This window comes from Methanocalculus alkaliphilus, from assembly GCF_024170505.1.
Lineage (GTDB): Archaea > Halobacteriota > Methanomicrobia > Methanomicrobiales > Methanocorpusculaceae > Methanocalculus > Methanocalculus alkaliphilus.
The window spans coordinates 39,502-62,758 of the sequence record NZ_JALJYG010000001.1 but is presented as its reverse complement, the minus strand read 5'-3'; the positions used below and the strand labels follow the sequence as shown (position 1 = coordinate 62,758).

Annotated in this window: 20 protein-coding genes and 1 tRNA gene; 15 read left to right on the top strand and 6 right to left on the bottom strand. The window is 52.7% G+C overall.

Annotated features, from left to right (window positions below; genetic code table 11):
* Positions 1 to 169 precede the first annotated feature (169 nt).
* The 4 genes from J2T58_RS00365 (at position 170) to J2T58_RS00350 (ending at position 6,687) form a co-directional block, all read left to right on the top strand.
* Positions 170 to 1,708 carry an AMP phosphorylase gene (locus J2T58_RS00365; protein ID WP_253486565.1) on the top strand — a complete coding sequence of 513 codons (1,539 nt, stop codon included), beginning with the start codon at positions 170 to 172 and terminating at the stop codon, positions 1,706 to 1,708.
* Positions 1,709 to 1,735: 27 nt separating this feature from the next.
* Positions 1,736 to 3,127: a carboxypeptidase regulatory-like domain-containing protein gene (locus tag J2T58_RS00360; RefSeq protein WP_253486564.1), complete on the top strand. Its 1,392-nt coding sequence runs from the start codon at positions 1,736 to 1,738 to the stop codon at positions 3,125 to 3,127.
* Between the two features lie 319 nt (positions 3,128 to 3,446).
* Complete coding sequence (locus J2T58_RS00355) at positions 3,447 to 3,629, top strand: hypothetical protein (protein WP_253486563.1); 183 nt, start codon at positions 3,447 to 3,449, stop codon at positions 3,627 to 3,629.
* Between the two features lie 241 nt (positions 3,630 to 3,870).
* Positions 3,871 to 6,687, top strand: coding sequence for a VWA domain-containing protein (locus tag J2T58_RS00350; RefSeq protein WP_253486562.1), 2,817 nt, complete (start codon positions 3,871 to 3,873; stop codon positions 6,685 to 6,687).
* A 2-nt stretch (positions 6,688 to 6,689) separates the two neighbouring features.
* Here J2T58_RS00350 and J2T58_RS00345 read toward each other — a convergent pair.
* Positions 6,690 to 6,761: transfer RNA gene (locus J2T58_RS00345), tRNA-Arg, on the bottom strand.
* Between the two features lie 484 nt (positions 6,762 to 7,245).
* On the opposite strand from J2T58_RS00345, the gene J2T58_RS00340 reads away from it, so the two are divergent.
* The 3 genes from J2T58_RS00340 to J2T58_RS00330 all read left to right on the top strand — a co-directional run bounded on the left by J2T58_RS00340 (position 7,246) and on the right by J2T58_RS00330 (position 11,812).
* On the top strand, positions 7,246 to 10,263 hold the full coding sequence (locus J2T58_RS00340; protein ID WP_253486561.1) for an Ig-like domain-containing protein: 3,018 nt from the start codon (positions 7,246 to 7,248) through the stop codon (positions 10,261 to 10,263).
* Between the two features lie 168 nt (positions 10,264 to 10,431).
* Positions 10,432 to 10,872 (top strand): dCTP deaminase, encoded by a 441-nt coding sequence (locus J2T58_RS00335; protein WP_253486560.1) that lies wholly within the window; start codon positions 10,432 to 10,434, stop codon positions 10,870 to 10,872.
* On the top strand, positions 10,859 to 11,812 hold the full coding sequence (locus tag J2T58_RS00330) for a DUF128 domain-containing protein (protein ID WP_253486559.1): 954 nt from the start codon (positions 10,859 to 10,861) through the stop codon (positions 11,810 to 11,812). The genes J2T58_RS00335 and J2T58_RS00330 overlap by 14 nt, the downstream gene beginning before the upstream one ends.
* Before the next feature lie 2 nt (positions 11,813 to 11,814).
* Here the strand turns inward: J2T58_RS00330 and J2T58_RS00325 are convergent, their stop codons facing one another.
* Positions 11,815 to 13,788 carry a tubulin/FtsZ family protein gene (locus J2T58_RS00325; RefSeq protein ID WP_253486558.1) on the bottom strand — a complete coding sequence of 658 codons (1,974 nt, stop codon included), beginning with the start codon at positions 13,786 to 13,788 and terminating at the stop codon, positions 11,815 to 11,817.
* Between the two features lie 236 nt (positions 13,789 to 14,024).
* Between J2T58_RS00325 and J2T58_RS00320 the strand changes: the two genes are divergently transcribed.
* Both J2T58_RS00320 and J2T58_RS00315 read left to right on the top strand, forming a co-directional pair.
* Positions 14,025 to 15,011, top strand: coding sequence for a 5,10-methylenetetrahydromethanopterin reductase (locus J2T58_RS00320; protein ID WP_253486556.1), 987 nt, complete (start codon positions 14,025 to 14,027; stop codon positions 15,009 to 15,011).
* A 66-nt stretch (positions 15,012 to 15,077) separates the two neighbouring features.
* Positions 15,078 to 16,007, top strand: a complete 930-nt coding sequence (locus J2T58_RS00315) for a galactose-1-phosphate uridylyltransferase (RefSeq protein ID WP_253486555.1) — start codon at positions 15,078 to 15,080, stop codon at positions 16,005 to 16,007.
* Here the strand turns inward: J2T58_RS00315 and J2T58_RS00310 are convergent.
* From J2T58_RS00310 to J2T58_RS00295, 4 genes are all read right to left on the bottom strand, one after another.
* Positions 15,985 to 17,103: an ATP-binding protein gene (locus J2T58_RS00310; RefSeq protein ID WP_253486554.1), complete on the bottom strand. Its 1,119-nt coding sequence runs from the start codon at positions 17,101 to 17,103 to the stop codon at positions 15,985 to 15,987. The genes J2T58_RS00315 and J2T58_RS00310 overlap by 23 nt on opposite strands.
* Positions 17,104 to 17,116: 13 nt before the next feature.
* Positions 17,117 to 17,728: a chemotaxis protein CheC gene (locus J2T58_RS00305; protein WP_253486553.1), complete on the bottom strand. Its 612-nt coding sequence runs from the start codon at positions 17,726 to 17,728 to the stop codon at positions 17,117 to 17,119.
* Positions 17,729 to 17,730: 2 nt separating this feature from the next.
* Positions 17,731 to 18,096 carry a response regulator gene (locus J2T58_RS00300; protein WP_253486552.1) on the bottom strand — a complete coding sequence of 122 codons (366 nt, stop codon included), beginning with the start codon at positions 18,094 to 18,096 and terminating at the stop codon, positions 17,731 to 17,733.
* 79 nt (positions 18,097 to 18,175) lie between these two features.
* The gene (locus J2T58_RS00295) at positions 18,176 to 19,018 is read right to left on the bottom strand and encodes a F420-dependent methylenetetrahydromethanopterin dehydrogenase (RefSeq protein WP_253486551.1); all 843 of its coding nucleotides are present in this window, start codon (positions 19,016 to 19,018) and stop codon (positions 18,176 to 18,178) included.
* A gap of 144 nt (positions 19,019 to 19,162) precedes the next feature.
* Between J2T58_RS00295 and J2T58_RS00290 the strand changes: the two genes are divergently transcribed.
* The 6 genes from J2T58_RS00290 to J2T58_RS00265 all read left to right on the top strand — a co-directional run bounded on the left by J2T58_RS00290 (position 19,163) and on the right by J2T58_RS00265 (position 23,253).
* Positions 19,163 to 19,567: a Tfx family DNA-binding protein gene (locus tag J2T58_RS00290; RefSeq protein ID WP_253486550.1), complete on the top strand. Its 405-nt coding sequence runs from the start codon at positions 19,163 to 19,165 to the stop codon at positions 19,565 to 19,567.
* A 518-nt stretch (positions 19,568 to 20,085) separates the two neighbouring features.
* Positions 20,086 to 21,099 carry a 50S ribosomal protein L3 gene (locus J2T58_RS00285; RefSeq protein ID WP_253486549.1) on the top strand — a complete coding sequence of 338 codons (1,014 nt, stop codon included), beginning with the start codon at positions 20,086 to 20,088 and terminating at the stop codon, positions 21,097 to 21,099.
* A gap of 7 nt (positions 21,100 to 21,106) precedes the next feature.
* Entirely contained in the window at positions 21,107 to 21,856 is a 750-nt protein-coding gene (gene rpl4p, locus J2T58_RS00280; RefSeq protein WP_253486548.1) for a 50S ribosomal protein L4, read from the top strand.
* Between the two features lie 2 nt (positions 21,857 to 21,858).
* A complete protein-coding gene (locus J2T58_RS00275) occupies positions 21,859 to 22,107 on the top strand; it encodes a 50S ribosomal protein L23 (protein ID WP_253486546.1) in 249 nt (82 codons plus the stop codon).
* 10 nt (positions 22,108 to 22,117) lie between these two features.
* Positions 22,118 to 22,831 carry a 50S ribosomal protein L2 gene (locus J2T58_RS00270; protein WP_253486544.1) on the top strand — a complete coding sequence of 238 codons (714 nt, stop codon included), beginning with the start codon at positions 22,118 to 22,120 and terminating at the stop codon, positions 22,829 to 22,831.
* 8 nt (positions 22,832 to 22,839) lie between these two features.
* Positions 22,840 to 23,253 (top strand): 30S ribosomal protein S19, encoded by a 414-nt coding sequence (locus tag J2T58_RS00265; RefSeq protein WP_253486542.1) that lies wholly within the window; start codon positions 22,840 to 22,842, stop codon positions 23,251 to 23,253.
* The last annotated feature ends 4 nt before the right edge of the window (positions 23,254 to 23,257 follow it).

Here is a 23,257-nt window from a genome sequence, read left to right as displayed (position 1 = left end):
TTCTTTTCTTTTGTGGACGTTTCCAGAGTGGAATCGTTTATTTAGCTCATGAGACAGGGTGCACCTGTCTGATCCAGATCGACCTCCTTGTCCCAACCAAACCCGGCAACCATTATCTCTGCAAAGGACGAGATCCTGTACAATTCCGGAATAACCGGGGGTAGTATGCATGGTTCGTCTTGCTGGCAAAGTACTTGATATCGAATACCGGGGTGTCCTCCTCAACCGGGACGACGCCCGCACCATCGGGGTCCTCGACGGGGATCGCGTCGAGCTAATCAATGAAGAGAAGAAGACGGTTGCACAGGCATTTGTAACGACGACCGCAACCATCCTCCAGCAGGGTACCGCCGGCGTGTACCTGGTGACGAACCGGCGGCTGCAACTGGAGGAGGGCGAATCGCTTGAGGTCCGTGCGGTCGGCCGGCCGGCATCCATCGACTTCATCAAGAAGAAGATGGACAAGGGAAAGCTCACGATGGAGGAGACGCAGGCGATCGTCCGGGAGATCGTCGATGATACCCTCTCGCCGGGGGAGATCAGTGCCTATATCGTCGGGACCTACATCAACGGCCTTGACATGGACGAGATCGAGTATCTCACACGCTCAACGGTCGCCACCGGCGAGAAGCTCTCCTTTGCCTCACACCCCATCGTTGACAAACATTCGATAGGCGGTGTCCCCGGCAACAAGATCACCCTCCTCGTCGTCCCGATCATCGTCGCCGCCGGATTGAAATGTCCAAAGACCAGCTCCCGGGCGATCACCGGGGCGGGCGGGACTGCTGACCTGATGGAGGCCATCGCCCCGGTCGCCTTCTCGGCAGACGAGCTCCAGTCGATGACCGAGAAGGTCGGCGGCGCCATCGTCTGGGGGGGTGCAACCAACATCGCACCTGCGGACGACAAGATCATCCTCTACGAATACCCCCTCAAGATCGACCCGCATGGCCAGATGCTCGCCTCGGTGATGGCGAAGAAGTTCGCGGTGGGTGCTGATCTCGTCGTCATTGACATCCCGGTCGGCCGCCATGCCAAGGTGACAACCGTCGAGGAGGGGCGCAGGCTCGCCCGCGACTTTATGGAGCTTGGGGACCGGCTGGGGATGCGGGTGGAGTGTGCCCTCACCTATGGCGAAGCCCCGATAGGCCGGTCCATCGGGGTGAACCTTGAGGTGGCAGAGGCCCTCCGGATCCTCAAAGGAGAAGAAGGGCCGGACTCTCTCGTCCAGAAGAGTGCCGTCATCGCCGGTATCGCCCTTGAGATGGCCGGCAAGGTCCAGGCCGGTGAAGGGACCGCCTCCGCACTCGATCTCCTCACATCCGGGAAAGCCGATGCCATGATGCAGAAGATCATCGAGGTGCAGGGGGGCGACCCCGCCGTCACCGCAGAGGATCTCCCGCCCGGAGATCACGCATTCACCGTCAACGCCCCGGAGACCGGATATGTCATCGAGATGAACAATCGCGCGCTGATCACCATCGCCAGAGCAGCCGGCGCCCCCCATGATCATGGGGCAGGTATCCGGCTTCATAAAAAACAGGGCCAGCATGTGAAGAAGGGTGATCCCATCTTCACCATTCATGCAGATCGGGGCTGGCGCCTCCAGAAGGCGCTTGAGGAAGGCAGGCGGCTCATGCCGGTTGTGGTGGAAGGAATGCTTATCGACCGGGTGCCGGGCAACCACTGGCGGACACCGATGCACTAATAGCATTGAATGGTTCATTACCTGTATATGAGTTCTCTTCGGGTCATCCTGGCTCTCCTCCTGCTTATGGCAATGGCAGCGACGGCACAGGGTGTTGTCACCCTGCAGATCACCGTTGAAGATACACAGGGGAGCAGGCTCTCCGGTGCGGATCTCTATGCCGGGGGATCGTATATCGGAACAACCGGTTCGGCAGGCACCTTTGCATATACCCATTCTTCATCCTCGGGTTTCAACCTCCGGGTGAGTAAGAGCGGGTATGAGACGAGGACCGTCACCGTTTCCGCATCGCAGACGACAGTAACGGTCCCTCTGGCGCGTTCAACTGCGACCCTCACCATCGACGTCTATGATGAAAACGTCGCCCCGCTCCAAAACGCAATCGTCCGGGTCGTCGGGCCCGGACAGGAGAAGACCGGTGAGACCAGATCGGACGGGCGGGTCATCTTTACTCTCCATCCCGGTGAGACCTACCAGGTGTATATCACTGCCCTGAACTATCGGGATGTCCAGAGAAGCGTTCAGTTCACAGAACAGACCGAACCGATTGCGGAGATGATGGTCCGATCCGATCAGTTCGCCTTTCGGATTACCGATGCAGAGACCGGCCAGCCGATTGGGGGTGCGGAGATCAGCGTCGACACCATCCCTCGCGGCGTGACAAACCCTGATGGTACATTTCTCTATTACCTCAGGCAGGGTAACCAGTACGACATAGCCGTGAGGAAGCCCGACTACCAGACCTACACGACACGCCAGTATATCTCCGGTGGCCAGCAGGTCCTTACGATACCTTTACAGCCTGCCTATCACACACCGTTTGTATCGATCTTCGATCCGGATCGCCGGGCAGTCGAGGGTGCGGATATATTCCTTGATGGCGTCCTCATCAGGAAGACCGACATCTACGGCCGGGCATCATTAAACCGTCTCCCGTCGGGTACGTATCTTCTTGAGATCCGAAAGAGCGGGTTTTCAGATTACAGCGAGGAGATCACCGTCGCAGAAGAGTCCATCGATTTTGTCATCACCCTCAGCCATGCCCCGGTGCAGGTCCGCCTGATGGTTCAGGACCCCGCAAACACCGTCATCAGCGACGCGGTGATCGCTGTTGATGGTGGCAGGGGTGGCATGACAGGTGCAGATGGATCGCTGACCCTCTCCCTGAACCCCGGGAGGGAGTACAACCTCACAGCGACAAAAGAAGGATACCACGAGACTGAGACAAGAATTACCGTCCCGGTCGGAACCCCGGCTGACCCGGTCACCATCACCCTCGAACCCGCTCTCAACCTCCCTCTTCTCATCGGGGGTGGAGCACTCATCCTGGTCGTCGTCCTTGCCGGGGTGATCCTTGTGAGAAAGCGGAACGCCAGATCGAGAGGAAAAGCCACAGGTCGGCGGAAGGGTGGATGGTAGCGCTATTGAAAAGATAATCAGAATTAATAAATCTCTTTTTAAAAAAAAGAACTACTATATATTGTTGGTGATTGGTATGCTGTGTGAGGATGTTCCTCATTATGCTCACCATCCTTCTGATCAGAGCAGCATCTATTCCTGCACCGACTACCCCTGACTGCCGCTCTCCTTCAATCAGGTCCGGAGTAATTTATTGCGGGGTTGGTTAATTTGATGGACATCTCATCAGGGTTGCTGACGAATAAGGCTGGGCATCCTTGAACCATCCCGCTGTTCGTACTGACCTCCTTAAAATTGGAAAGGAGTATATGGGCTAAAAATGAATGAAAACGTCTTTTTTGGCTTTAATCCCTTCATCATTGATCTCATGCAGACTCTGAAACTGGTCCCATTTATGTTGGATTTTTTTGCCATCATGAGTGGTGCAGTAATCGCTGCCAATGGTGATGAACGGGGGATGACCAAAGCACCTGTCGCCATCCTACGTTCGCTCTCTGACTGACCTGGTCACCCCGACTATTCAGGCAGATCTCAATCTTCCCTATCTCAGTATTTTTACAGTACTCATCGTGATCGCCTTATTTGCCAGGGTGATCCTTATAAAGTAGAAGATGTCAAATCGAGAATTTATTGGGCTTTACCGGTAAAAATAAAAAAATTGAGATTTAAAAGCCAATCTAAGTCTTTAAATTCCTTATACTGAAAACGTAAATTATAAATACTTTAAGTATGTAGTATATCGTATGGGTATACGCCTCGTTGTGCTCACTCTATTGCTGATCATAGCAGCGCCTGCTCTGGCGTCGGCCACCCCGGATGCCGTCACGGTTCAATCAGATACAGAGTGGCTCATTGCAGGGTCGACAGCGTATGCAACCATCACTGCAACCGTCAGCAATAACTCAGCACCCCTTCCTGCCATCCCGGTCACCTTCTCCCTTGATGATCCCGCTATGGGAACACTCAGTGCCGCCTCAACCTCGACCAATGGTGAGGGGAAGGCAACCGTCCGGTTCACCCCGGCAACTATCAGCGGCGATGCAGTCATCCGGATCTCTGCCGGGTATGATCCCGTAGAAGAGGTCTTCATTCAGAAGATTGATCATGGTGCTCCCAAGGCCATCGCCAATCTCACCTATCCCAGTAAAGCGACGGTAGGATCAACTGTTCTGCTCTCCCTCACCCTCCGCGATGAATATGGCAACCCTGTTGATGATCGCCGCACCAGTGAATTTGTCACCCTGACGACAAGCTCTGCGGGAGAGGGCTCGGCATTTCCTGCAACAGGGAACAGAACCATTACCCTCCCCGTCGGCCCGGAAGGATCCGTCAGTACAGAATTATCTCTCGATACGTACCCGGGTGAACATATCATATCTATCGATACTCCCGGAATCAGCGAGAACAAAATTTTCAGCATATTTGCCATCACGAATGGAATACCGCATGATGTGAGTTATATCGTCTCTCCGGTCACCGGGACAGCACCTGCAGATGGAGAGACAACATTTACCATCCGGTACTATTTCTCTGATCAATATGGCAACCCTGCTGGTGCGCAGAAGATCAACTTCCATGTGACCGGCCCGACAGGGGTATTGGAAGAGCCATCCAAAACCACAAGTTCGCTTGGCGAGATTCTTCTGACCTATGGCCCCCTCTCGACGATAGGCACATTTGAGATCACCTGCTCTCCTGTGGAAAACCCATCGTTTAATAATACCATCACTCTGGCCTTTCATAACAGTGAGCCGGTTGAGATGCTTCTGACCGCAAACCCCCAGATGATTGCAAGCCGTGATGCGAACCCCGATTCCCGGGCTGATATCCGGGTAAAAGTCATCGACAAACGTGGACATCCTGTTGCAGGTGAAGAGGTTACCTTTACAATCCTTCCTGGTGCGACAGAAGGGTTCAGCCAGGATCCGGAACTCTCGATCATCAATGCGGTGACCAATGAATATGGATTTGCCATCGCTCATCTCTATCCTGGTGACTTTACGCAGGACTGGACTGATGAATCCTTCAACCACAGGGCAATAGGGACTGCGACTATCCATGCACAATGGAAGGATCAGGAAGAGGAGATCACCATCACCTGGAAGAACTACCCCTTCCTGAGCATCAGCACATTGATTGAACCAGAGACGGTCAGGGTGAATGAGACCATCAATGTTACAATACAGATCTCCGGGGATGGATGGTTCCTCCAGTCAGGGAGCAGGGTGGATGTCATCCAGGTGATAGATACCTCCGGCAGTATGAGTGCGGGTGATATAGAGCCCGATCGAATCAGCGCGGCACAGTCGGTCACAAAAGAGTTCACTGATCTGATCCTTGGTATTGCCGGAAATCGTCTGGGGATCTTTTCATCCGCCAACACCATCACCCTCGAAGAGGCGCTTACTTCGGATACATTCCTGATACATCAGGCAATTGACGGTGTTTCTTCAGGAGGAAGCGGAAGGCTGATGCGGGCAGGCTGTTACCAGGCGATCCAGCACCTTGAGTATAACAGCAGGCCGGGTGTGGTAAAGGCCGTCATCCTTCTTGGGGATATGAACAGCTGGAACCCCACAGGCAACCATCTTGGAGATGAATATAAGTTTGACAATCTCCTCACCTATGCACTTGAGCAGGATGTCCGGATCTATACGGTCATGCTGGCTGCACAGGAGACATCCAATACATACCAGGCATCCGCCGACTTCTCCGAAGCAACAGGTGGCAGAGCGTTTAATGCCCGGAATTATCAGGATCTGATGGAAGCCTATCTACAGATTGCAGAAGAACTCTCCCATGAAGCAGGGGTCAATACCACCATGCACCTCTCCCATGAGAATGTCAAAGTCAACCAGGCCGAACACCCTGGCGGCGATGTCTTCGAATATATCCCTAAAACGGTGATTACAAACCGGTATCATAACGGAACCGTTACAATGACCGAGATCGATCAGACCAATGACTGGAACGGGGTGCCATCTCCTGCACAGAACCTCTTCTTTGATATCGGCACCATTCATCTTGGCCAGACATGGGAGGCGCGCTACCAGCTCCGTGTCCTGGAAGAGGGGACAATCGACATCTTCGATCCCAGCTCGGTGGTCACCTTTGAAGATGCCCCCGAGGATGGTCAGCTGCTCCAGACAACGTATATCAACGCACTTCCCAGTATCGGAGAGATTCAGCTGAAGGACTATCTTATCACTATTGATAACCTCAGGTCCGAGACTGTAGGTCATATCAGCGACAAACTCGAGGTTGCATGGGATCTTGAATATGAGGGATCAGAGGAGGTCACACAGAAGATCAGATATGCCGTCGTCGATCCGATGATGTACGATGCCTTCACCCGTGGCTTCACGATACCCGAAGATCGGTGGCAGCCAGAAAAGGAACTCGATGGATCTGATCGAAAAAACTTTTTGTTTGTTGCGGGGCTAAATGGCATCTGTCTCATCAGGATTGATGCATCCGCGCCCGGATCGCCGAATGACAGAGCTGAGATCGCCGTCCCGATCGGCGCTGCCTCCTGGCAGGACTATATTAAAATCGAGTGAAACGGACCCACCGGGAATCGAACCCGGGTCCTTGGGTTCGAAGCCCAAGAGGATATCCTCTACCCCATGGATCCAGAATGCGATTATACCATATGCTATGAAACTATTTAGATGCTGATCCTGGATCATCCGGGATTTCAAACCTCCTCCCTTCTGATGTATCGAAAGCCTGTGATACAGTATCGCCGTCAATGGTGGCAATGGGTGAAATGGCCGATACAGATTGCTCGTGTATTTCTTCCCTCATAATGGGGAACGTGTACCTTCTGAACGTGGCAAAGGGCATGTACGACGTGACTGAAGCGACGATAACAATCGTTGGTTCGTACTCCCACTGACCCGGTCACCCTTCCTCTTCTCATAGTGGGTGGATCACTCATCGTCTTCGTCGTCCTCGCCCGTGGGAATCACTGTCAAAAAGGATACGGTCAGATCGAGAATTAAATCCTCAGATTGACGAAAGAATGGTTTATAGGTGTTAATATTATAATCTGACTTATTTATTAATTTTATTTATAAAACACAATGAATAAATAATGGAAGCGAGTAGTCTATTGTATGGGTATACGCCTCATTGTGCTCATCCTCCTGCTTATCATAGCAGCACCTGCTCTGGCATCGGTCACTCCGGATACCGTCCTCATTCAATCAGATACAGAGTGGCTCATTGCAGGGTCGACAGCGTATGCAACCCTCACAGCAACCGTCAGCACCGGGTCCTCGCCCCTCCCGAACATTCCAGTCACCTTCTCCCTTGATGATCCCGCAATGGGAACGCTCAGTGCCGCCTCTATATCGACGAATGACCAGGGGAAAGCAACTGTACGGTTCACCCCTTCAACACGCAGTGGTGGTGCCAGGATCAGGGTCTCTGCCGGATCTGATCCCATGGAAGAGGTGTTCATTCAGAATATTGATCACGGCGTTCCAAAGACCATCACGAATCTCAGATATCCCCATGAGGCAATGGTTGGCTCAACTGTTATGATATCGCTCACACTCAACGATCAATACGGCAACCCTGTCAATGATCTCCATGAATCCGTCACCCTGACCGCAAATTCTGCGGGTGGAGGATCAGCTTTTCCTGCAACAGGGAGCCGGACCATCACCGTCCCCGTCGCCTCGGATGGATCCGTCAGCACGAAGTTCACCCTCGACACGTATCCTGGTGAACATATCATATCCATCGATCCCTCGCCTCAGGGAATTGCCGGCACGTGGATCTCTATTACGGCTCTGGCTCATGCGTACCCGGATGTGATCGCCTGCACCGCTATTCCTGATGGAAACCCTTCGACACTTCCGGCAGATGGGCTCTCATCTTTCGAGATTAGATATGCTTTTTATGATGCCTATGGGAATCGTGCAGGAAACCAGGAGATCCGGTTTATTGCTACAACTGATGCAGGAATTGAAGAGCATACAATAAAAACGAGTTCTCTTGGTGAAATCCATATCAATTATGGTCCGTCTGTTACAATCGGCACCGTTAGGATAACCTGCAGTCCGGTAAAAAAACCGTATCTGATCCATACACTCGATCTTGAGTTTGTAAGTAATGAGCCGACAGCGATGCTTCTCACCGCAAATCCCCAGATGATCGCCAGTCATGATGTTGATTCGGAAATAAAAAGCGAGATACGGGCAAAAGTCATCGATGATAAGGGAAATCCGGTCAGCGGTGAGATCGTTAGTTTTGAGCTCCTCTCCATTGATTCTGATGAATACGTTATGACCGTCCAGCCACACCTTGAAACTATAACCGGTATAACCGATCAGAATGGTATCGCCATTGCACGTTTTACGCCCGGTGCCTTCATAACAGATCAAACTGCTGAAGGATATACTACTGCTGCAACCGGAAAAGCTACCATACATGCAATATGGCGTGATCAGGTGGATACGGTTGCCATCACCTGGAAGAATTATCCATACCTTAGTATTAGTTCAGTGGTTGAACCTGAGAAGGTCTCTGTCAACGAAATAGTGAACGTGACGATCAAAATCACCGGAGATGGGTGGGCGCTCCGTCCGGATCCTATTGATGCAGTTCTCTGTATTGATCGATCGGGAAGTATGTTCTTTGACTATCCTGATCGGATGGTCTGGACGATGGATGCGGCAGTTGCGTTTAACCAGGCGCTGGCTGACGGAGACGACAGAGTAGGTCTCGTATCTTTTGGAACAAAAGGTCTTGCAATTGTTGATCCTGGCCATTATTACTACTCGGCCTGGGCTGGGGTTGATGGTGCCGCAACGACTGACTGGGAAGAGTATGCAGCACAATACTATCCTGGGAGCCCATGGAGTTACAATGATCATGCAACCCTTGATGTACCATTGACGGATGAGAGGGCGACCGTTGATACAGCAATTCGCTCTCTGGTTCCAAATGGCGGTACGCCAATGCGCGCAGGCCTCTACCAGGCAATCCATGAACTTGTTACAAATGGAAGGCCTGATGCGGTCAGGGCGGTGGTTCTTCTTGGTGATGGTGATTACAACTGGTATGGTGATCCCCTTGCACGCGGTCCATCGTCCTCATACCCGACGAGCTCATCGCGCTTTTATGACCTGACCCCCTATCATTATCATATACCCGGGCTATCCGATGCTCATCAGAATCTCTCCGTATATGCTTCCGATCATAACATTACCATCTACTCAATTGCTTTTTCTGATGACATAACCGAAGCAGGTCAAACAACCTTACAGATCCTTGCAGAATCAACCGGTGGTAAGTACTATTATGCCCCCACTGGCGGTGATCTTGCCTCAATTTATGCCGATATCGCTGGCGAACTTTCCACCGAGGCGGGGGTGAATACGGCACTCCGGCTCTCGCATGAATCCGTTTTGATTAATAATGAGATGATTGCCGGAGGTGGGCCAGATGGTGCATTTACATATATTCCAAAAACGATGGTCAGGAGCTGGCGTAATGATGAGGTTATCATCCCCGAATACTTCGTGGATCAGAGTCAGGAATGGCATGGATCACCTGCTCCTCTATACAGTCTTGTATTTGATGTTGGTACTATCCATTTAAATCAGGTCTGGGAGGTTCGTTACAGCCTCATGGCCCGTAAAGGCGGGAATATCAATATCTTCAATTCCAATTCTATGGTAACATTTGAAAATGCTCCAGATGAAGGACTTGGTATTCCAACAACATACCTCACTGTCATTCCGTCAATGGAGGTCGCAGGGCTGCAAAACCATCCTCTAAAAATTATTAATCTCAGGCCCACGTCACCAGGCCATATCAGTACAACCCTCCCTGTCACATGGGATCTTGAATACTCCGGATCCGGCGAGGTCACCCAGCAGATCTGGTATGCCGTCGTTGATCCGATGATTCATGCAACTTTGGGATTCAACGGGCCATACCAATGGGAACTTTCCGGGATAGAGGATGGATCCGCACGCAAAACTACTCTTGGTGTGGCTGGAAAGAACGGTCTCTGTCTCATCAGGATTGATGCCTCGGCCCCCGGATCGCCGGATGACAGGGCTGAGATAGCCGTCCCGATCGGTACCGCCTCAGGACAGGCGTATATAAAAATTGAGTGAGATAGACTCCATGGGAATCGAACCCGGGTCCCTGGGTTCGAAGCCCAGGAGGATATCCTCTATCCTGTGGATGAAGAATCCAATCATACGATATGCTATGAAACTATTTGGATGCCGATCCCGGATCATCCGACATTCTTAATCTCCTCTCTGCTGATATACTAGGTGATGGTGCTATCAGCGGGAGTGATCCGCAGCCGGCTTGGAGATGACAGTGGCGCAGGAGATCTTGTCATCAGGCCGTTTGATGAAGCCTGCCTTCAGCCTGCCTCGTATGATCTCAGGATCTCCGAGGAGACCGTTCTCATCAGGGGGCAGTGTACGCTCGTTCCAACACTCGAATGGGTTGAGCTGCCATCAGACATCGCTGCTACCCTCAGGGGACGCTCATCCTATGGGAGGCGGGGTCTTCTTCTGGGTGCAGGGTATGTCGATCCCGGTTTCCGGGGGCAGCTGACGCTCTGCTGCACAAATATGGGTATTGAAGATATTCTTCTTGCGCCACATACGCGCCTCGTCCAGATGGTCCTCCATGAGGTGGCTGGTGGCGGAGAGCTCTACAATGGCAGGTATCAGGACAGCAGAGGAGTTGTTCATGCGAGAGACTGATCCGGGAACTGAGCGAAAATGCCTTGAGATACTCAGGATCCTTCGGGAATCACCGGATCCCATGGGTGCCAAGCACCTCTCCGAGCTGATGGCCGAGCAGGGCTTCGTCCTCTCTGATCGCGCAGTCCAGTATTATCTCCAGAACCTCGATGAGATGGGGTTTACCCGGAAGGTCGGGAACCGTGGGCGTGTCCTGACGAGCCTTGGGATCGCAGAGACCGAGAGCGCACTCGTCGGGGACCGGATAGGTTTTGTCATCTCAAAACTCGAAAGGCTTGCCTTCCGGAGCAGCCTCAACCCTGAGACCTGTACCGGTGATGTCGCATACAATCTCTCGTATGTGAAGGATGAGGATCTGGATCTCGTATCGAAAGCCTGTGATGAGGTGATCAGAGAGATGCTTGGGTTCTTTGGAACCTATACCTTCATCGACACCGATCCCAGAATACCCAAAGGACATACCGGCCTTCTGACAATTTGCAGTATCACGATGGACGGTGTCCTGCAGCATCATGGAATACCTGTCAGAATGGCGTATGGCGGGTGCCTCAGCGTCAATAAGACCGTGGCTGAAGGTTTCACCCATCTCATCGGCTATAAGGGCTCGACCGTTGATCCTCTCCAGCTCTTCATATCAGCGCAGATGACCTCGATCGGAGAATATTGCAGGACAAAAAAAGGTATCGTCCTTGCAAATGTCAGAAATATCCCAACAGTTGCAGTTCCTGAGGCGACGGTACTGATGAGAGCCCTTCAGTCAAATGGATTTGAAATACCTGCCGCCATAGGATCGGGCATCCTTGGCATTCCGGGAGATCCCTATCAGTCTTCGATCGTCAGTTATAGTGGTATGAACCTGATTGCGCGTGTTGCTGAATGCGGCATCAGAATGAAGACCGAGATTGGTGCCGGGACCATCCCGATATCACGGGTTCTCTGAGTTCAGATCCATGTGATCCCGCCATCTCCCTCCTCCTCATCCCTGACAGGAGATGCCTGCTTCTTCTTCACTTCCCTCTCCTCATGGCGGGACTCCGACTCTCCCTTCACCTGAATTGACCCCGATTTACCAAAATATGCAGAATCATCCGGTCTTCTGACCCGGGAAGCCGAAGATCCCTTCCCCATCAGTACATCATCGCGAGGCTGCGAGGTCTGGCTTTTAATTGAGAACATATCTTTTTCATCGATTGCAGCATCACGGGGCCGGGAGAAGTGTGTCTTCAACGCGACTGCCTTCGCCTCAAAGGATCCGTCCCTGGCCTGTACCATCGGGCTTAATGAGATGGATGCGGTATCAGTCCTTCCTTTCTCGACCGGGTGACCCTTCATCCGGAAAGAACCGGCATCCATCGTCCGATCATTTGGGGATATCGGGCCTTCGATCCGCTCCTGCCGTGAGATGTCGGCGACCTCGCCCGCCTGCCGCCGGGGGAGGGTGAGTTTTCTCCGGTCATCTCCACCCCCCCGTTGAGGCACCTGGATTTCGTCAGGGATCTCCTGATCATTCCGTTCTGGTGCAGAAATCCAGTTGGCATCATCATCCGGCATCGGATACTGCTGTACATCTGCCAGAGGCTGAGAGGGTAAAGGAGTCTCCCTGGCCGGCTCGGGGATCCACTCCTGGACAGGCAGCTCTTCCTCGTCCTCCTCAGCATGATGAAGGAGTGCCGCCCTCTCAGCCCTCTCCCGGGCTTTTCTTTCAAGCTCTGCCTTCTCCTTTGATAACCCCTCCTGCCGCTCCCTCTCTTCACGCTCCTCCTCGATATAGATGTCCCGCATCTCTTTGATCTCATTGATTCGTGGGATATTTTTGATACCTGCGAGCACGATGATGACACCGACATATTTTGTGGAGAGGACGGGGTAGTCTCCGGCACGCATCTCAAGGCCGGCGATGCTGCGGTCCACCCACTTGCGGACATTCTGAAACCCCTTCATTGATATCTCGTCACTTGGTCCGGCGATCAGGACGAGGGCCTTGTTCGCACTGGTGAGATCACAAGGAACAGATATCTCCTGATAAATTGCCCGCTTGGAGAGCTCAACGATACGGGCGGCCCGTTTATGCCCGTCTTCGTACACATTGTATCCTTTTGTAAACCGCCTGAGAAAACCGAAGTTATCACGGGGAACCAGCTCGGTGGCATATCCGATCGCGGCCATCCCCATCCCTTTGAGTGTATTAAGCACCTCACCTGCATCAAGGACAACTTCAGCAACAGGCTTCCCGTTTTCAACGAACTCTCCGGCGCGGAGAAGCAGTCCAAACCGGCGTGCCAGTCGTTCATTAAGGATGTTGTTCCGGTCACGGGGGTTCAGGGTGAAACCATCGATCCTCTCCTCTGGTATCTCTTCTTCGGCATCGCCTGAATGCTGGTCATCCGTTGTCCTCTCGAGGCGGAGCATCTCGGTTGCGATCTTCTTATACCATGTCTCATTATCGAAGAGGATGCACCCGTCAACGACACCCTCGATCATCTCGATCTGATCGGCAGCCCGGGCCGCGACCATCTTCCCCTCACTCCTGAACGGGAGGGTGAGGATCACAAAGACCGGCTCAAAAAAAGATCCCCGTATCTTTTCGACGATCAACGGGACGGAATGTGCAAGCTTTCCGCCAAGACCTGTGCAGATGACGATGGCGTCAATCTCGATTGTATTGCATCGCTGGATGTGGCCAATAACTTCGGCGATGTCAAGGATCTCACTCTCTTTACCAGAACTGCTCACATGAAGTGATGGCAGGACAATCCGCTGCGTATGCGGGATGGTGCGGAGATTATTGATACTCTCATAATCGGTATCGATAGCTATCGCTTCGATACTGTGAGTACCACTCCTCCGATCATGATCGGCAAGTACATCTGCGATTCGTGATCCTGCTCCCCCAAGTCCGATGATAAGTGCCTTCATGGTTTGTATCCGATCAATGCGCAGTGGTTGATTGCCTTCTTTCCAAAGCAGTAGTACCTTGATATTAACGCGAAGGCTTAAATCTTTTCAGTCCGAGTCAGATTCCGCTCGTTCCCTTCCCAGGCAGTAATTCCAACCTTTTTCCTTCTCTTTCTGTATTGTTGGAATGTAGAGCAAGGTCAAATGATAATTTTTATAAGCATGTGTGAGTAACTTACTCATTAAGGTGAATTACCTTGAGCTATGGAATTGAATTTGTGCCTGGAAACCTCTCTGTCAAGCAGGTAGTTAACTACTGCAAACTTGCAGAGACGAAAGATATCGACTATGCCTGGATCACCAACCACTACAACAACCGCCACTGCTACCCAATTCTTGGAGCCATCGCGGCAGCAACAACCGAGCTGAAGGTTGGTCCCGGTATCATGAACGCCTTTACCGACACCCCCGCGGCAATGGCATCGTTCATCTGCACCTTAAACGAGATCTCAGACGGACGGGCAATTATGGGCATCGGACCTGGTGACCTGTCTACCCTCCCAAAGCTTGCAATCGACCCCTCAAAGCCTGTTACCCGCCTTGCAGAGGCTGTAACCCAGATCAAAGCCCTCTGCGCAGGTGAAGAAGTCAAGAAGCAGGGTCTTGAGTTCTTCGACTATGATGGTGCAAAACTCACCGGTGTCCAGCTCCCCGGCAAGAAGGGCATCCCGATGTACATCGGTGCACAGGGTCCAAAGGTCCTTGAGCTTGCAGGAAGCGTCGGAGACGGTGCACTCATCAACGCATCAAACCCCAAGGACTTCGATGTCGCCATCCCGATCCTGAAGGCCGCAACTGAGAAGGTTGGCAAGAAGGGATTCGATATCGGTGCCTACACCGCAATGTCCATCGACATGAACGAGAAGAAGGCGCGCAATGCAGCAAAGATTGTTGCAGCATTCATCGCAGCAGGTTCACCAACACCACTCCTTGAGCGGCATGGACTTGACCTGAACAATGTTGCAAAGATCAAGGAAGCCCTCTCCCGCTTCGACTTCAAGACCGTCGGCGGTCTCGTCGGCGATGGTGAGATCGATGCATTCACCATTGCAGGCACCCCTGATATCGTCAAACAGAAGTGCGAGGACCTGACCAAATCCGGTGTCACCCAGATCATCTTCGGATCCCCACTCGGACCCGACATGGTCAACTCCATCCGCCTCCTCGGCAAGTACGTCGTATAAGTGCGGAACAGACCAACATCTTTTTTTTCGGCAGACTTTTCTATAAAATCGTTGATATTATAGATTGTGCCCTACTTCTCAGAGGACGTCATCCGATCCAATGGCGCAACGATACTCTATCGGAGAGAGGATGCGACGGGGATATCCTGCAGGATAAGCCCGGTTCGTGGTGTCCGGGATATCAATCCGGCTTCATCACTCCTTCAATACCGGGATGAGGTTTTGGACTGCCCGTTCTGCCGATCACGGATCTTTTCCAGAACAGAGCCGTTTGATGATGGCGACTGGATCACCCGTGGCGAGAGTGTCACCTTCCCAAATCTCTATCCCTTTGCAGATCGCCATACCGTGACGGTGATTACACGGGCTCATATGGTTGAGAGCTTTACCAGGGAGCAGATCTCTGATGCCCTCATCGCATCTGCATCCTCACTTGAGAGCTATTTGGGCTACCCGTCAATCAACTGGAACTTCCTGCCTTCTGCCGGTGCAAGTCTCCTGCATCCCCATCTTCAGGGGGTGGCTGACGCTTTTCCAACCTCTCTCTGCAGGCTCTACCTTACTGCCTCAAAAAACTCCCCGTCCGGCAATTACTGGAGGACGATCCGGGAGACCGAGGAGGGGGGACCCCGGCACCTCTTCGGCGATGAGATCCTCTGGTACGCAAACCCTGTTCCGATCGGCGAGTGCGAGATCCGCGGACTTCTCCCGTTCCGGGAAGTATCTGATCTCCCTCATTATGCAGACGAGATTGCAGATGGCATCCTGAGAATCATCCGGCTCTTCCACTCGTTTGGATCAGTCGCCTTCAATATGGGGATTCTCTTTGGAAAAAATGGAGGCGTTCATGATGGAATGCATGCCTTCTGCACTCTCATCGCCCGTATAAACCCAAATCCTGATTCGATCAGCGACTCTGCATTCATGGAACGGATACACCGCGAACCGGTCGTGATGACGCTACCCGAGGAGATCAGGACTGCTTCTCTCTTCTGACTTTATCATTGGGAACATGAATCAGAAAGCGGGCGCCTTCTCCTTCCCGTCCCGCTTCCTCTATTGAGATAGAGGTGATCTCGAGGATCTCTTTTGAGAGGAAGAGCCCAAGGCCGGTATTTCTGCCAAACCCCCTCTCAAAGAGCCTCTCTCTGAAGTTTTCCGCAATGCCGGCGCCATCATCGGTGACCGATATCACCGACTCATCCTCGCAGATATGGTACCGTATGGTTATTGTTGTCACCCCTCCACCGTGGCGCAGAGCGTTTTCAAAGAGGCTGAAGAATACCTTCTCGAGCATCGGATCGGCGAAGACCTGGAAACAGCCTTCCTGAACATCCAGGGTGATGGTATCTGACCCGATCAGTGAAAAGGCCTTCAGGGCAACATCCCTGATATCAAACCAGCCCGGCTCCTCCCCTCCGAGCCCTTCATAATCGCTGGTAAAAGTAATCTGATCCTGGATCCGTTTTGTTGAACGGAGTATCGTATTGAGATATTTCTTCTCATCGGTGCCATCCGGGAGCAGCTCATCAAGGAAGGTGGCATTCCCAAGAAGTACCGTCACCTCATTGAGGATATCATGCCGGGTGATCCCTGAGAGGAGGTTTAACTTGCGATTTGTGAAGAGGAGTGCCTTCTCGACTTTCTTGCGCTCCTCCACCTCCCCGAGTGCCTGATCACGCATTGACCGGGCCCTCACAATCTCGTGGCCCAGCTCGGTGATATCCTCGATGATGATGATGGCAAGGACGCCATCAGTCCGGTCCTGCCGGATCACCGAGGTATGCTGTAACCGCATCCCGCCGTCCGGAAGAGGACATGGAATGAAGGGGGCATTGAGCTGCGAGGAGAAGACTGCAGGCGGTCCCCCATCAAGGACCTGCTCAATACGATACCGATACCTCGGTGCATCCAGATGCGGGTAGATGCGATCAAGGTGCTCGCCGACCATCTCCTCAGTGCTCCGTCCGCTCCATCCGGCGATCGTTCTGTTCCAGAGGCGGACCTTCTTCTCATCATCGATGATACAGACTCCGACCGGAAGGAGATCCACAAACTGGTTGAGCGGTCGAATAAACTCTGCAATACTCATACAGCGGCCCCTCTCAATCCTGTGCCTCCTGTATCTTGCGGACCAGGATGTCAAGAGATCTGCCGCCCATGATCAGGAGGATCTTCCCCTCGATATTGAGATTATGAATGAACATCCGGGTCTGGGCAACGATGATATTCTCACGCTGGTCACTTCCGGCCTCTTGGATGAGCCGAGCCACCGGCTCCTCGCTATATGATGGGAGGGTATAGATCAGCCGTGTGCCAAGGATGTTTGTAATCGATCCCATCACTCCGTTGATGAGGATATTTCCCACCTCCATGAGGGTCTCGGCATGAATCGAGTGGAAATGTGCAAGTGATCCGCTGTGGTCCGGCTCATCACCGGTGATCGCGGCAATCAGGATATCCGCGCTATTCGCCGGGAATATGGAAAAAGCAGTTCCTGTGAAGGCACCCTCGAAACCAAGCCGTACTGCTGCATACTGCTCCTCACCAAGCACGGCTTCTATCTCCGTATACTGGTCTCCTCTGATGAGGTGGATAACCGGTATGGAGAGTTCTATTCTCGACCCGGTCATCTCGGAGAGGATCCCTGCCGCCTTGCCGACACCGATGTTCACCAGTTCCCGAAGCGCGTCCAGCTCATCTGTATTGAGATCCATGGTCACTCTCCGGGGTGGAGCAGCAGCCTGATAGCCGGGATCAGCTCGTCGGCCCGTGCCGGCTTGTTCAGGAATGATGAAGCACCAAGCCGGATACAATTCTCCCGTGTTGCGTCCTGGATATCTGATGTCAAAACGATAACAGGGATGGCTATCTCCTTCTCCCTGATGGCAGTGAGAAACTCTGTTCCGTCCATATCGGGCATCAGGAGATCGACGATGATGATATCCGGTCGCTCTTCTTCGATCAGATGCAGGCCAACACGCCCGTTATTCGCTTCGATGCACACGAACCCCTCGTTTTTGAGGGTCTTTCTGATGATTGTACGCTGAAAGGACGAATCGTCGATGATAAGGACAGTGGTCATCTGGATCACAGGTACAGATTACAGCCCTCTTCCTGATAATACTGATGATAAATCGCCGGAAAAAAAAGTGATGGTTGGTTTATTCGGGCTTGCTGATGAGCTTCGTCTTGGAGACGAGGACGCCGTCCTTCTTGTGGGGCTTACGGAGGACGCTGTCGCCAGCCTTCTCAAGCTCACGTGCCTCTTCACAGAGGAGTGAGGCATGGCGCATCATCTCGTGTGCCGAGGTGATGATTGGGATGTACTTCTCCCATTCCTTCGTCATGAAACAGCCCTTCACGGTAACTGCTGCAACTCCCTGTGCAATCTCGTATGCTGCACGTGCCTTTGCATGTGCGTAGGGGTTGACAAATTCGCCATCGACTGCCTTGTCGGCGGTCATGACGATCTTTGGAAGGACGAGGTCCGCTCCCTTCTTGCCTGCCTTCACCTGGTCAATGACCTCGTCAAGTGCCACCTGGAGTTTGGTGAATGCACCGGTCAGTGCGAGGACCTTGATAAGGTTGCCATTGAAGTCTGCCATCTCGACGGGGTCGAGGAACTCACGGCGGGCACCGATCATGGAGTCTGCCTTCATGATGATGTAGCCGAAGTTGCTTGCCTTCAGTTCTTCGAACTTCTCTTTCTTTGATGTGATGTCATCGGTGATGACAACAACGGGGATACCTGCCTTTGCAAGCTCCTCACGGGCACCGGTTGGTCCTGGAAGGATACCATTTGGTGAGACGACGACACAGAAGTCAGGTCCCCATGCCTTCATGTTGGAGACGACACGGTCGATGTCCTCGGTCTGCATCTTTGTTCCGGATGTTGCCATGAAGCTTTCCATGTCTTCACGGTCTGCACGCTCGTCGAGGAGAAGCTCAGCCATGACACCGCAGGCGATGTTGCCGAGTTTTGCTATGCCTACTTTTACTACCATTGATATTGCACCTCTCAAAAATTTGAGAACACATCTCTTTTGATAAAAAGGCATATAAACATTTTGAAATATTTCTCTCCTGCCTTCCGCTCCGGTGCTGTTAACGTAAGTTGTTTAAACGAATGGGGTGAATATAGTACATTAATGAAAGAAGGTCTTCTTACCGAGCGGCAGAAAGAGGTTCTCAGGTACAGGAAACAGGGCCTGACCCAGCAGCAGATTGCAGATGCGATCAAAACCTCAAAAGCAAATGTCTGCACCATCGAAAAATCTGCGGTGGAGAACATTCGAAAGGCCCGGGAGACCCTTGACTTTGTCAATACTCTTGATGCAGAGGAGCTCTGCACACTTGATGCCGACGATGATCTCTTCAAAGCGGTCCATACAATCTATCGGGAGGCTGAGAAGATCGGGATAAAGGTCAGGTATGATTCGGTCACGCTCATGAACAGGGTCAGGACCCAGAACCCCGAGAAGATACATGCCCGGCACATTCACGACAGTATCCGGGTCTATATAAATACAAAAGGGGATCTCTTCTTTGAATGAACCCGGCGCAATTGTATGAATTTGTGTCCTTCTCTTTTCAACAGTACGTTTATAATCTCTTCCCTTCTATAGTATAGGAAGCCGAATCAGGCTTTCACAGGTGAGGGGCTGTCGCCTCAAAAACCGGGTGAAGAGAGTATCATTCTGCTGCCACGTGTGGCGCAGGCTGATGAGTTCTGCGATATCGCAGACGAGATGACCATTGCAGGTCTGATTGAACGCGCCGGGCGAACGTGAAAACGAGCCCACTTTCTGCATAGCCGGAAAGCGCGTCCGGGTCAGGAACTCTTACACGAGACTGGTACGCCCGATTCGGGTGCAGGAGAGATCGGAAGAAGTGGAGTTATTTCATCTCCGAATCGGAGATGTGCATCTTCAGCAGATACCGGTATCAACCGCATACTACCTCATACATTGGTGTTCCGACCACAGTATCCCGTATAATCTTCCAAAAGTTGATTAGACGGTGCAGAGCGGGCATACGCCCTTGATAGAAAGATTGAAGGATTGAAGAATACATGCCGAAGATTAACAGGCCACGTTATGGTTCACTCGCATTCAGCCCACGGAAACGTGCACGAAGCGAAGTTCCGAAATACAAATCCTGGCCGAAGTACACTGGAAAACCGGTTTTGCAGGGGTTTGCAGGATATAAAGTTGGCATGACCCATGTCATCATGGTCGATGATCACAAATCCAGCCCCAGTGAAGGGAAGGACATTATGATCCCGGTGACGGTCGTTGAGATCCCGGCGATGAAGGTCGCCGCCATTCGTGCGTACCGGAAGGATACCTATGGGAAACACCCGATGACAGAAGTCTGGGCCGAATCTCTCAATGAGAACCTCTCCCACAGGATCACGATGCCGAAGAACCATGATCGCCAGGCGGCACTGCAGGCGATCAACGACGCAGTTGCAGCAGATTCCGTCGTCGAGTTCATGCTTCTGATGCACACAACCCCCGAGGTCGTCTCCGGCATCCCAAAGAAGGTCCCTGATCTGATGGAGATACGCATTGCCGGCGGCTCTGCTGCTGAGCGGTTCGCCTATGCTCAGGAACTGCTTGGGAAAGAGGTGGACTTTGCCTCCATCATGAAGGAAGGTGCATACGCCGATATCACCGCCGTCACCACCGGGAAAGGAACCCAGGGTGCAGTGAAGCGGTGGGGTATCAGCATCAGGAAGCGGAAACACTCCCGTGGAAAGAAGAAGCGCCATATCGGTACACTTGGTCCATGGACTCCCCACCATGTCCGCTGGCAGGTGCCAAACGTCGGTCAGATGGGGTACCAGCAGAGGACCGAGTATAACAAGCGGATCATCAGGATCGGAGAGAACGGGGAAGAGATCAACCCGGAAGGTGGTTTCCTCCACTACGGCCTTGTCAGGAACAATTATGTCCTGATTAAGGGATCAATCCCCGGTCCTGTAAAGCGTATCATCCGTATCCGCCCGGCAATCCGTCAGGGAGATCATGAGGTACGTGTTCCAGCCGTTGAATACGTCAGCCTTGAGAGCAAACAGGGGTGAACCAGAGATGAAAGCAGCAGTAAAAACACTTGACGGCTCGCCTGTAAAGGAGATCGATCTTCCGGCAGCCTTTGAGACGCCATACCGGCCGGATGTTATCAAGCGGGCGGTCCTGGCACTGCAGAGCACCCGCTATCAGGCACATGGTACAGATCCCCGTGCAGGAATGCGGACATCCGCAGCAAGCTGGGGATCAGGAAGGGGCGCAGCCCAGATCCCACGGGTCAGGAACGGGTCACGTGCTGCCCGTGTTCCACAGGCCCGTGGAGGACGTGCATGCCACCCGCCGGTGACAGCAAAGATCCTTGTTGAGAAGATCAACAAGAAAGAGAAGATTCTTGCTATCCGCTCAGCCATTGCAGCAACGACATCCGCTGATCTCGTCAGGGGACGTGGACATGTCTTTAATGACGATGTCATCTGTGTTGTTGAGGATGCATTTGAGAACCTTACCCGGACATCCGAGGTCATCTCGGTCCTTGAGGCCTTCGGCATCATGGATGATGTCAACAGGTCGAAACTGAGCAAAAACCGAAAGCCCGGTCGCGGAAAGCTCCGTGGAAGGGGATACAAGCAGAAGAAGAGTGTCCTTATCGTCACCTCGTCGACCCCCCTCCGTGCAGCGTCTAACCTTCCAGGTGTCGATTCTGTCACCGTTGGTGAACTGAATGCAGAGCACCTTGCTCCAGGGACGCATGCAGGAAGGCTTACCCTCTGGACCGAGGCGGCACTGCAGAGACTCCCGGAGGTGAAATGAGAATGGTTCTACATCATCCATCAGTAACTGAGAAAGCCATGGCGACACTGGAACGTGAGAACAAGCTCATGTTCATCGTCCGGAAAGAAGCGAACAAGGAGACCATCCGGCGTGAGATCGAGAAGACCTTCGGAAAGACTGTCTCCGATGTCCGAACCCTGATGACAAGCAAAGGAACCAAGAAGGCTATCGTGAGCTTTGAAGATGACAAAGCCGCTGAAGAGATATTAAGCCGCCTTGGCATCGTGTAGGTGAGTTGAGATGGGACATAGAATCAGCAGTCAGGCGCGCGGTAAAGGCGGTCCGACCTACCGGGCACCGTCACACAAGTATAAAGCAGCACTCCGCCATGCGGGCAGGAGCGATCAGACCGTTCGGGGAACGATCATCGGTATTGAACACGACCCTGCACGCCACACACCGATCGCCCTTGTCAGGCTTGAGAGTGGTGAGAAGATCTACCTTCTCGTCACCGAAGGCATGGGTCTTGACGATGTCGTCGAGTGGGGCCCTGAGGCTGTTGTGCGAAACGGAAACACACTCCTTCTGCGGGATATCCCGACAGGAACAGCGGTCTGCAACATCGAGGCACGTCCAAATGACGGTGGAAAATTTGTCAGGGCAAGCGGTGTGCAGGCACTGGTCATCGGTAAATCCGAGGGCAGGGTTGGTGTCAGAATGCCAAGCGGCTCAGCAAAATGGTTCAATGACCACTGCCGCGCCACCATCGGCATCGTCGCCGGCGGCGGACGTGGTGAGAAGCCACTTGTCAAGGCAGGAAAGGTCTTCCACAAAGTCAGTTCACAGGCGACGCGCTGGCCTCGTGTCCGTGGTGTTGCAATGAACGTCATCGATCACCCGTTCGGTGGCGGTGGACACCAGCACCCCGGAAGGCCAAAGACGGTCTCTCGTGGAACTCCGCCTGGCAGAAAGGTTGGCCATATAGCTGCCCGAAGAACAGGATGTAAGAGGTGATCTGAGTTATGGCAAAGAAACAGATTAAGAGAATGCCGAGGCGGCGTGAGGAGTTTACCTATCATGGGTATACCATTGGCGCTCTTCAGGAGATGTCGGTGGAAGACCTTCTCCCGATCATGCCGTCCCGTGCACGAAGAAAGATGCAGCGGGGACTGACACGCGATGAGCAGAATCTCCTTGAGAAGGTCCGCTCCGGTGAAGAGAAGATCAGAACCCACAGCCGTTCGATGATTATCCTCCCGGAGATGGTTGGACGAACCATCGATATCTACAATGGAAAAGAGTTCCAGAGTGTTGAGATCCCGGTTGAAGGAGTCTTCCACTACCTCGGTGAGTTTGCCCTGACGAGGAGGAGAATCTCCCACGGAAGTGCCGGTATCGGTGCAACCCGGTCGAGTAAATACGTTCCACTGAAGTGATCTC

Bases quoted from the DNA above. Each gene is read 5' to 3' on its own strand.
- J2T58_RS00365 (WP_253486565.1), top strand. From the start codon at position 170: ATGGTTCGTCTTGCTGGCAAAGTACTTGATATCGAATACCGGGGTGTC.
- J2T58_RS00360 (WP_253486564.1), top strand. From the start codon at position 1,736: ATGAGTTCTCTTCGGGTCATCCTGGCTCTCCTCCTGCTTATGGCAATG.
- J2T58_RS00355 (WP_253486563.1), top strand. From the start codon at position 3,447: ATGAATGAAAACGTCTTTTTTGGCTTTAATCCCTTCATCATTGATCTC.
- J2T58_RS00350 (WP_253486562.1), top strand. From the start codon at position 3,871: ATGGGTATACGCCTCGTTGTGCTCACTCTATTGCTGATCATAGCAGCG.
- J2T58_RS00340 (WP_253486561.1), top strand. From the start codon at position 7,246: ATGGGTATACGCCTCATTGTGCTCATCCTCCTGCTTATCATAGCAGCA.
- J2T58_RS00335 (WP_253486560.1), top strand. From the start codon at position 10,432: ATGGTGCTATCAGCGGGAGTGATCCGCAGCCGGCTTGGAGATGACAGT.
- J2T58_RS00330 (WP_253486559.1), top strand. From the start codon at position 10,859: ATGCGAGAGACTGATCCGGGAACTGAGCGAAAATGCCTTGAGATACTC.
- J2T58_RS00325 (WP_253486558.1), bottom strand. From the start codon at position 13,788: ATGAAGGCACTTATCATCGGACTTGGGGGAGCAGGATCACGAATCGCA.
- J2T58_RS00310 (WP_253486554.1), bottom strand. From the start codon at position 17,103: ATGAGTATTGCAGAGTTTATTCGACCGCTCAACCAGTTTGTGGATCTC.
- J2T58_RS00305 (WP_253486553.1), bottom strand. From the start codon at position 17,728: ATGGATCTCAATACAGATGAGCTGGACGCGCTTCGGGAACTGGTGAAC.
- J2T58_RS00300 (WP_253486552.1), bottom strand. From the start codon at position 18,096: ATGACCACTGTCCTTATCATCGACGATTCGTCCTTTCAGCGTACAATC.
- J2T58_RS00295 (WP_253486551.1), bottom strand. From the start codon at position 19,018: ATGGTAGTAAAAGTAGGCATAGCAAAACTCGGCAACATCGCCTGCGGT.
- J2T58_RS00290 (WP_253486550.1), top strand. From the start codon at position 19,163: ATGAAAGAAGGTCTTCTTACCGAGCGGCAGAAAGAGGTTCTCAGGTAC.
- J2T58_RS00285 (WP_253486549.1), top strand. From the start codon at position 20,086: ATGCCGAAGATTAACAGGCCACGTTATGGTTCACTCGCATTCAGCCCA.
- rpl4p (WP_253486548.1), top strand. From the start codon at position 21,107: ATGAAAGCAGCAGTAAAAACACTTGACGGCTCGCCTGTAAAGGAGATC.
- J2T58_RS00275 (WP_253486546.1), top strand. From the start codon at position 21,859: ATGGTTCTACATCATCCATCAGTAACTGAGAAAGCCATGGCGACACTG.
- J2T58_RS00270 (WP_253486544.1), top strand. From the start codon at position 22,118: ATGGGACATAGAATCAGCAGTCAGGCGCGCGGTAAAGGCGGTCCGACC.
- J2T58_RS00265 (WP_253486542.1), top strand. From the start codon at position 22,840: ATGGCAAAGAAACAGATTAAGAGAATGCCGAGGCGGCGTGAGGAGTTT.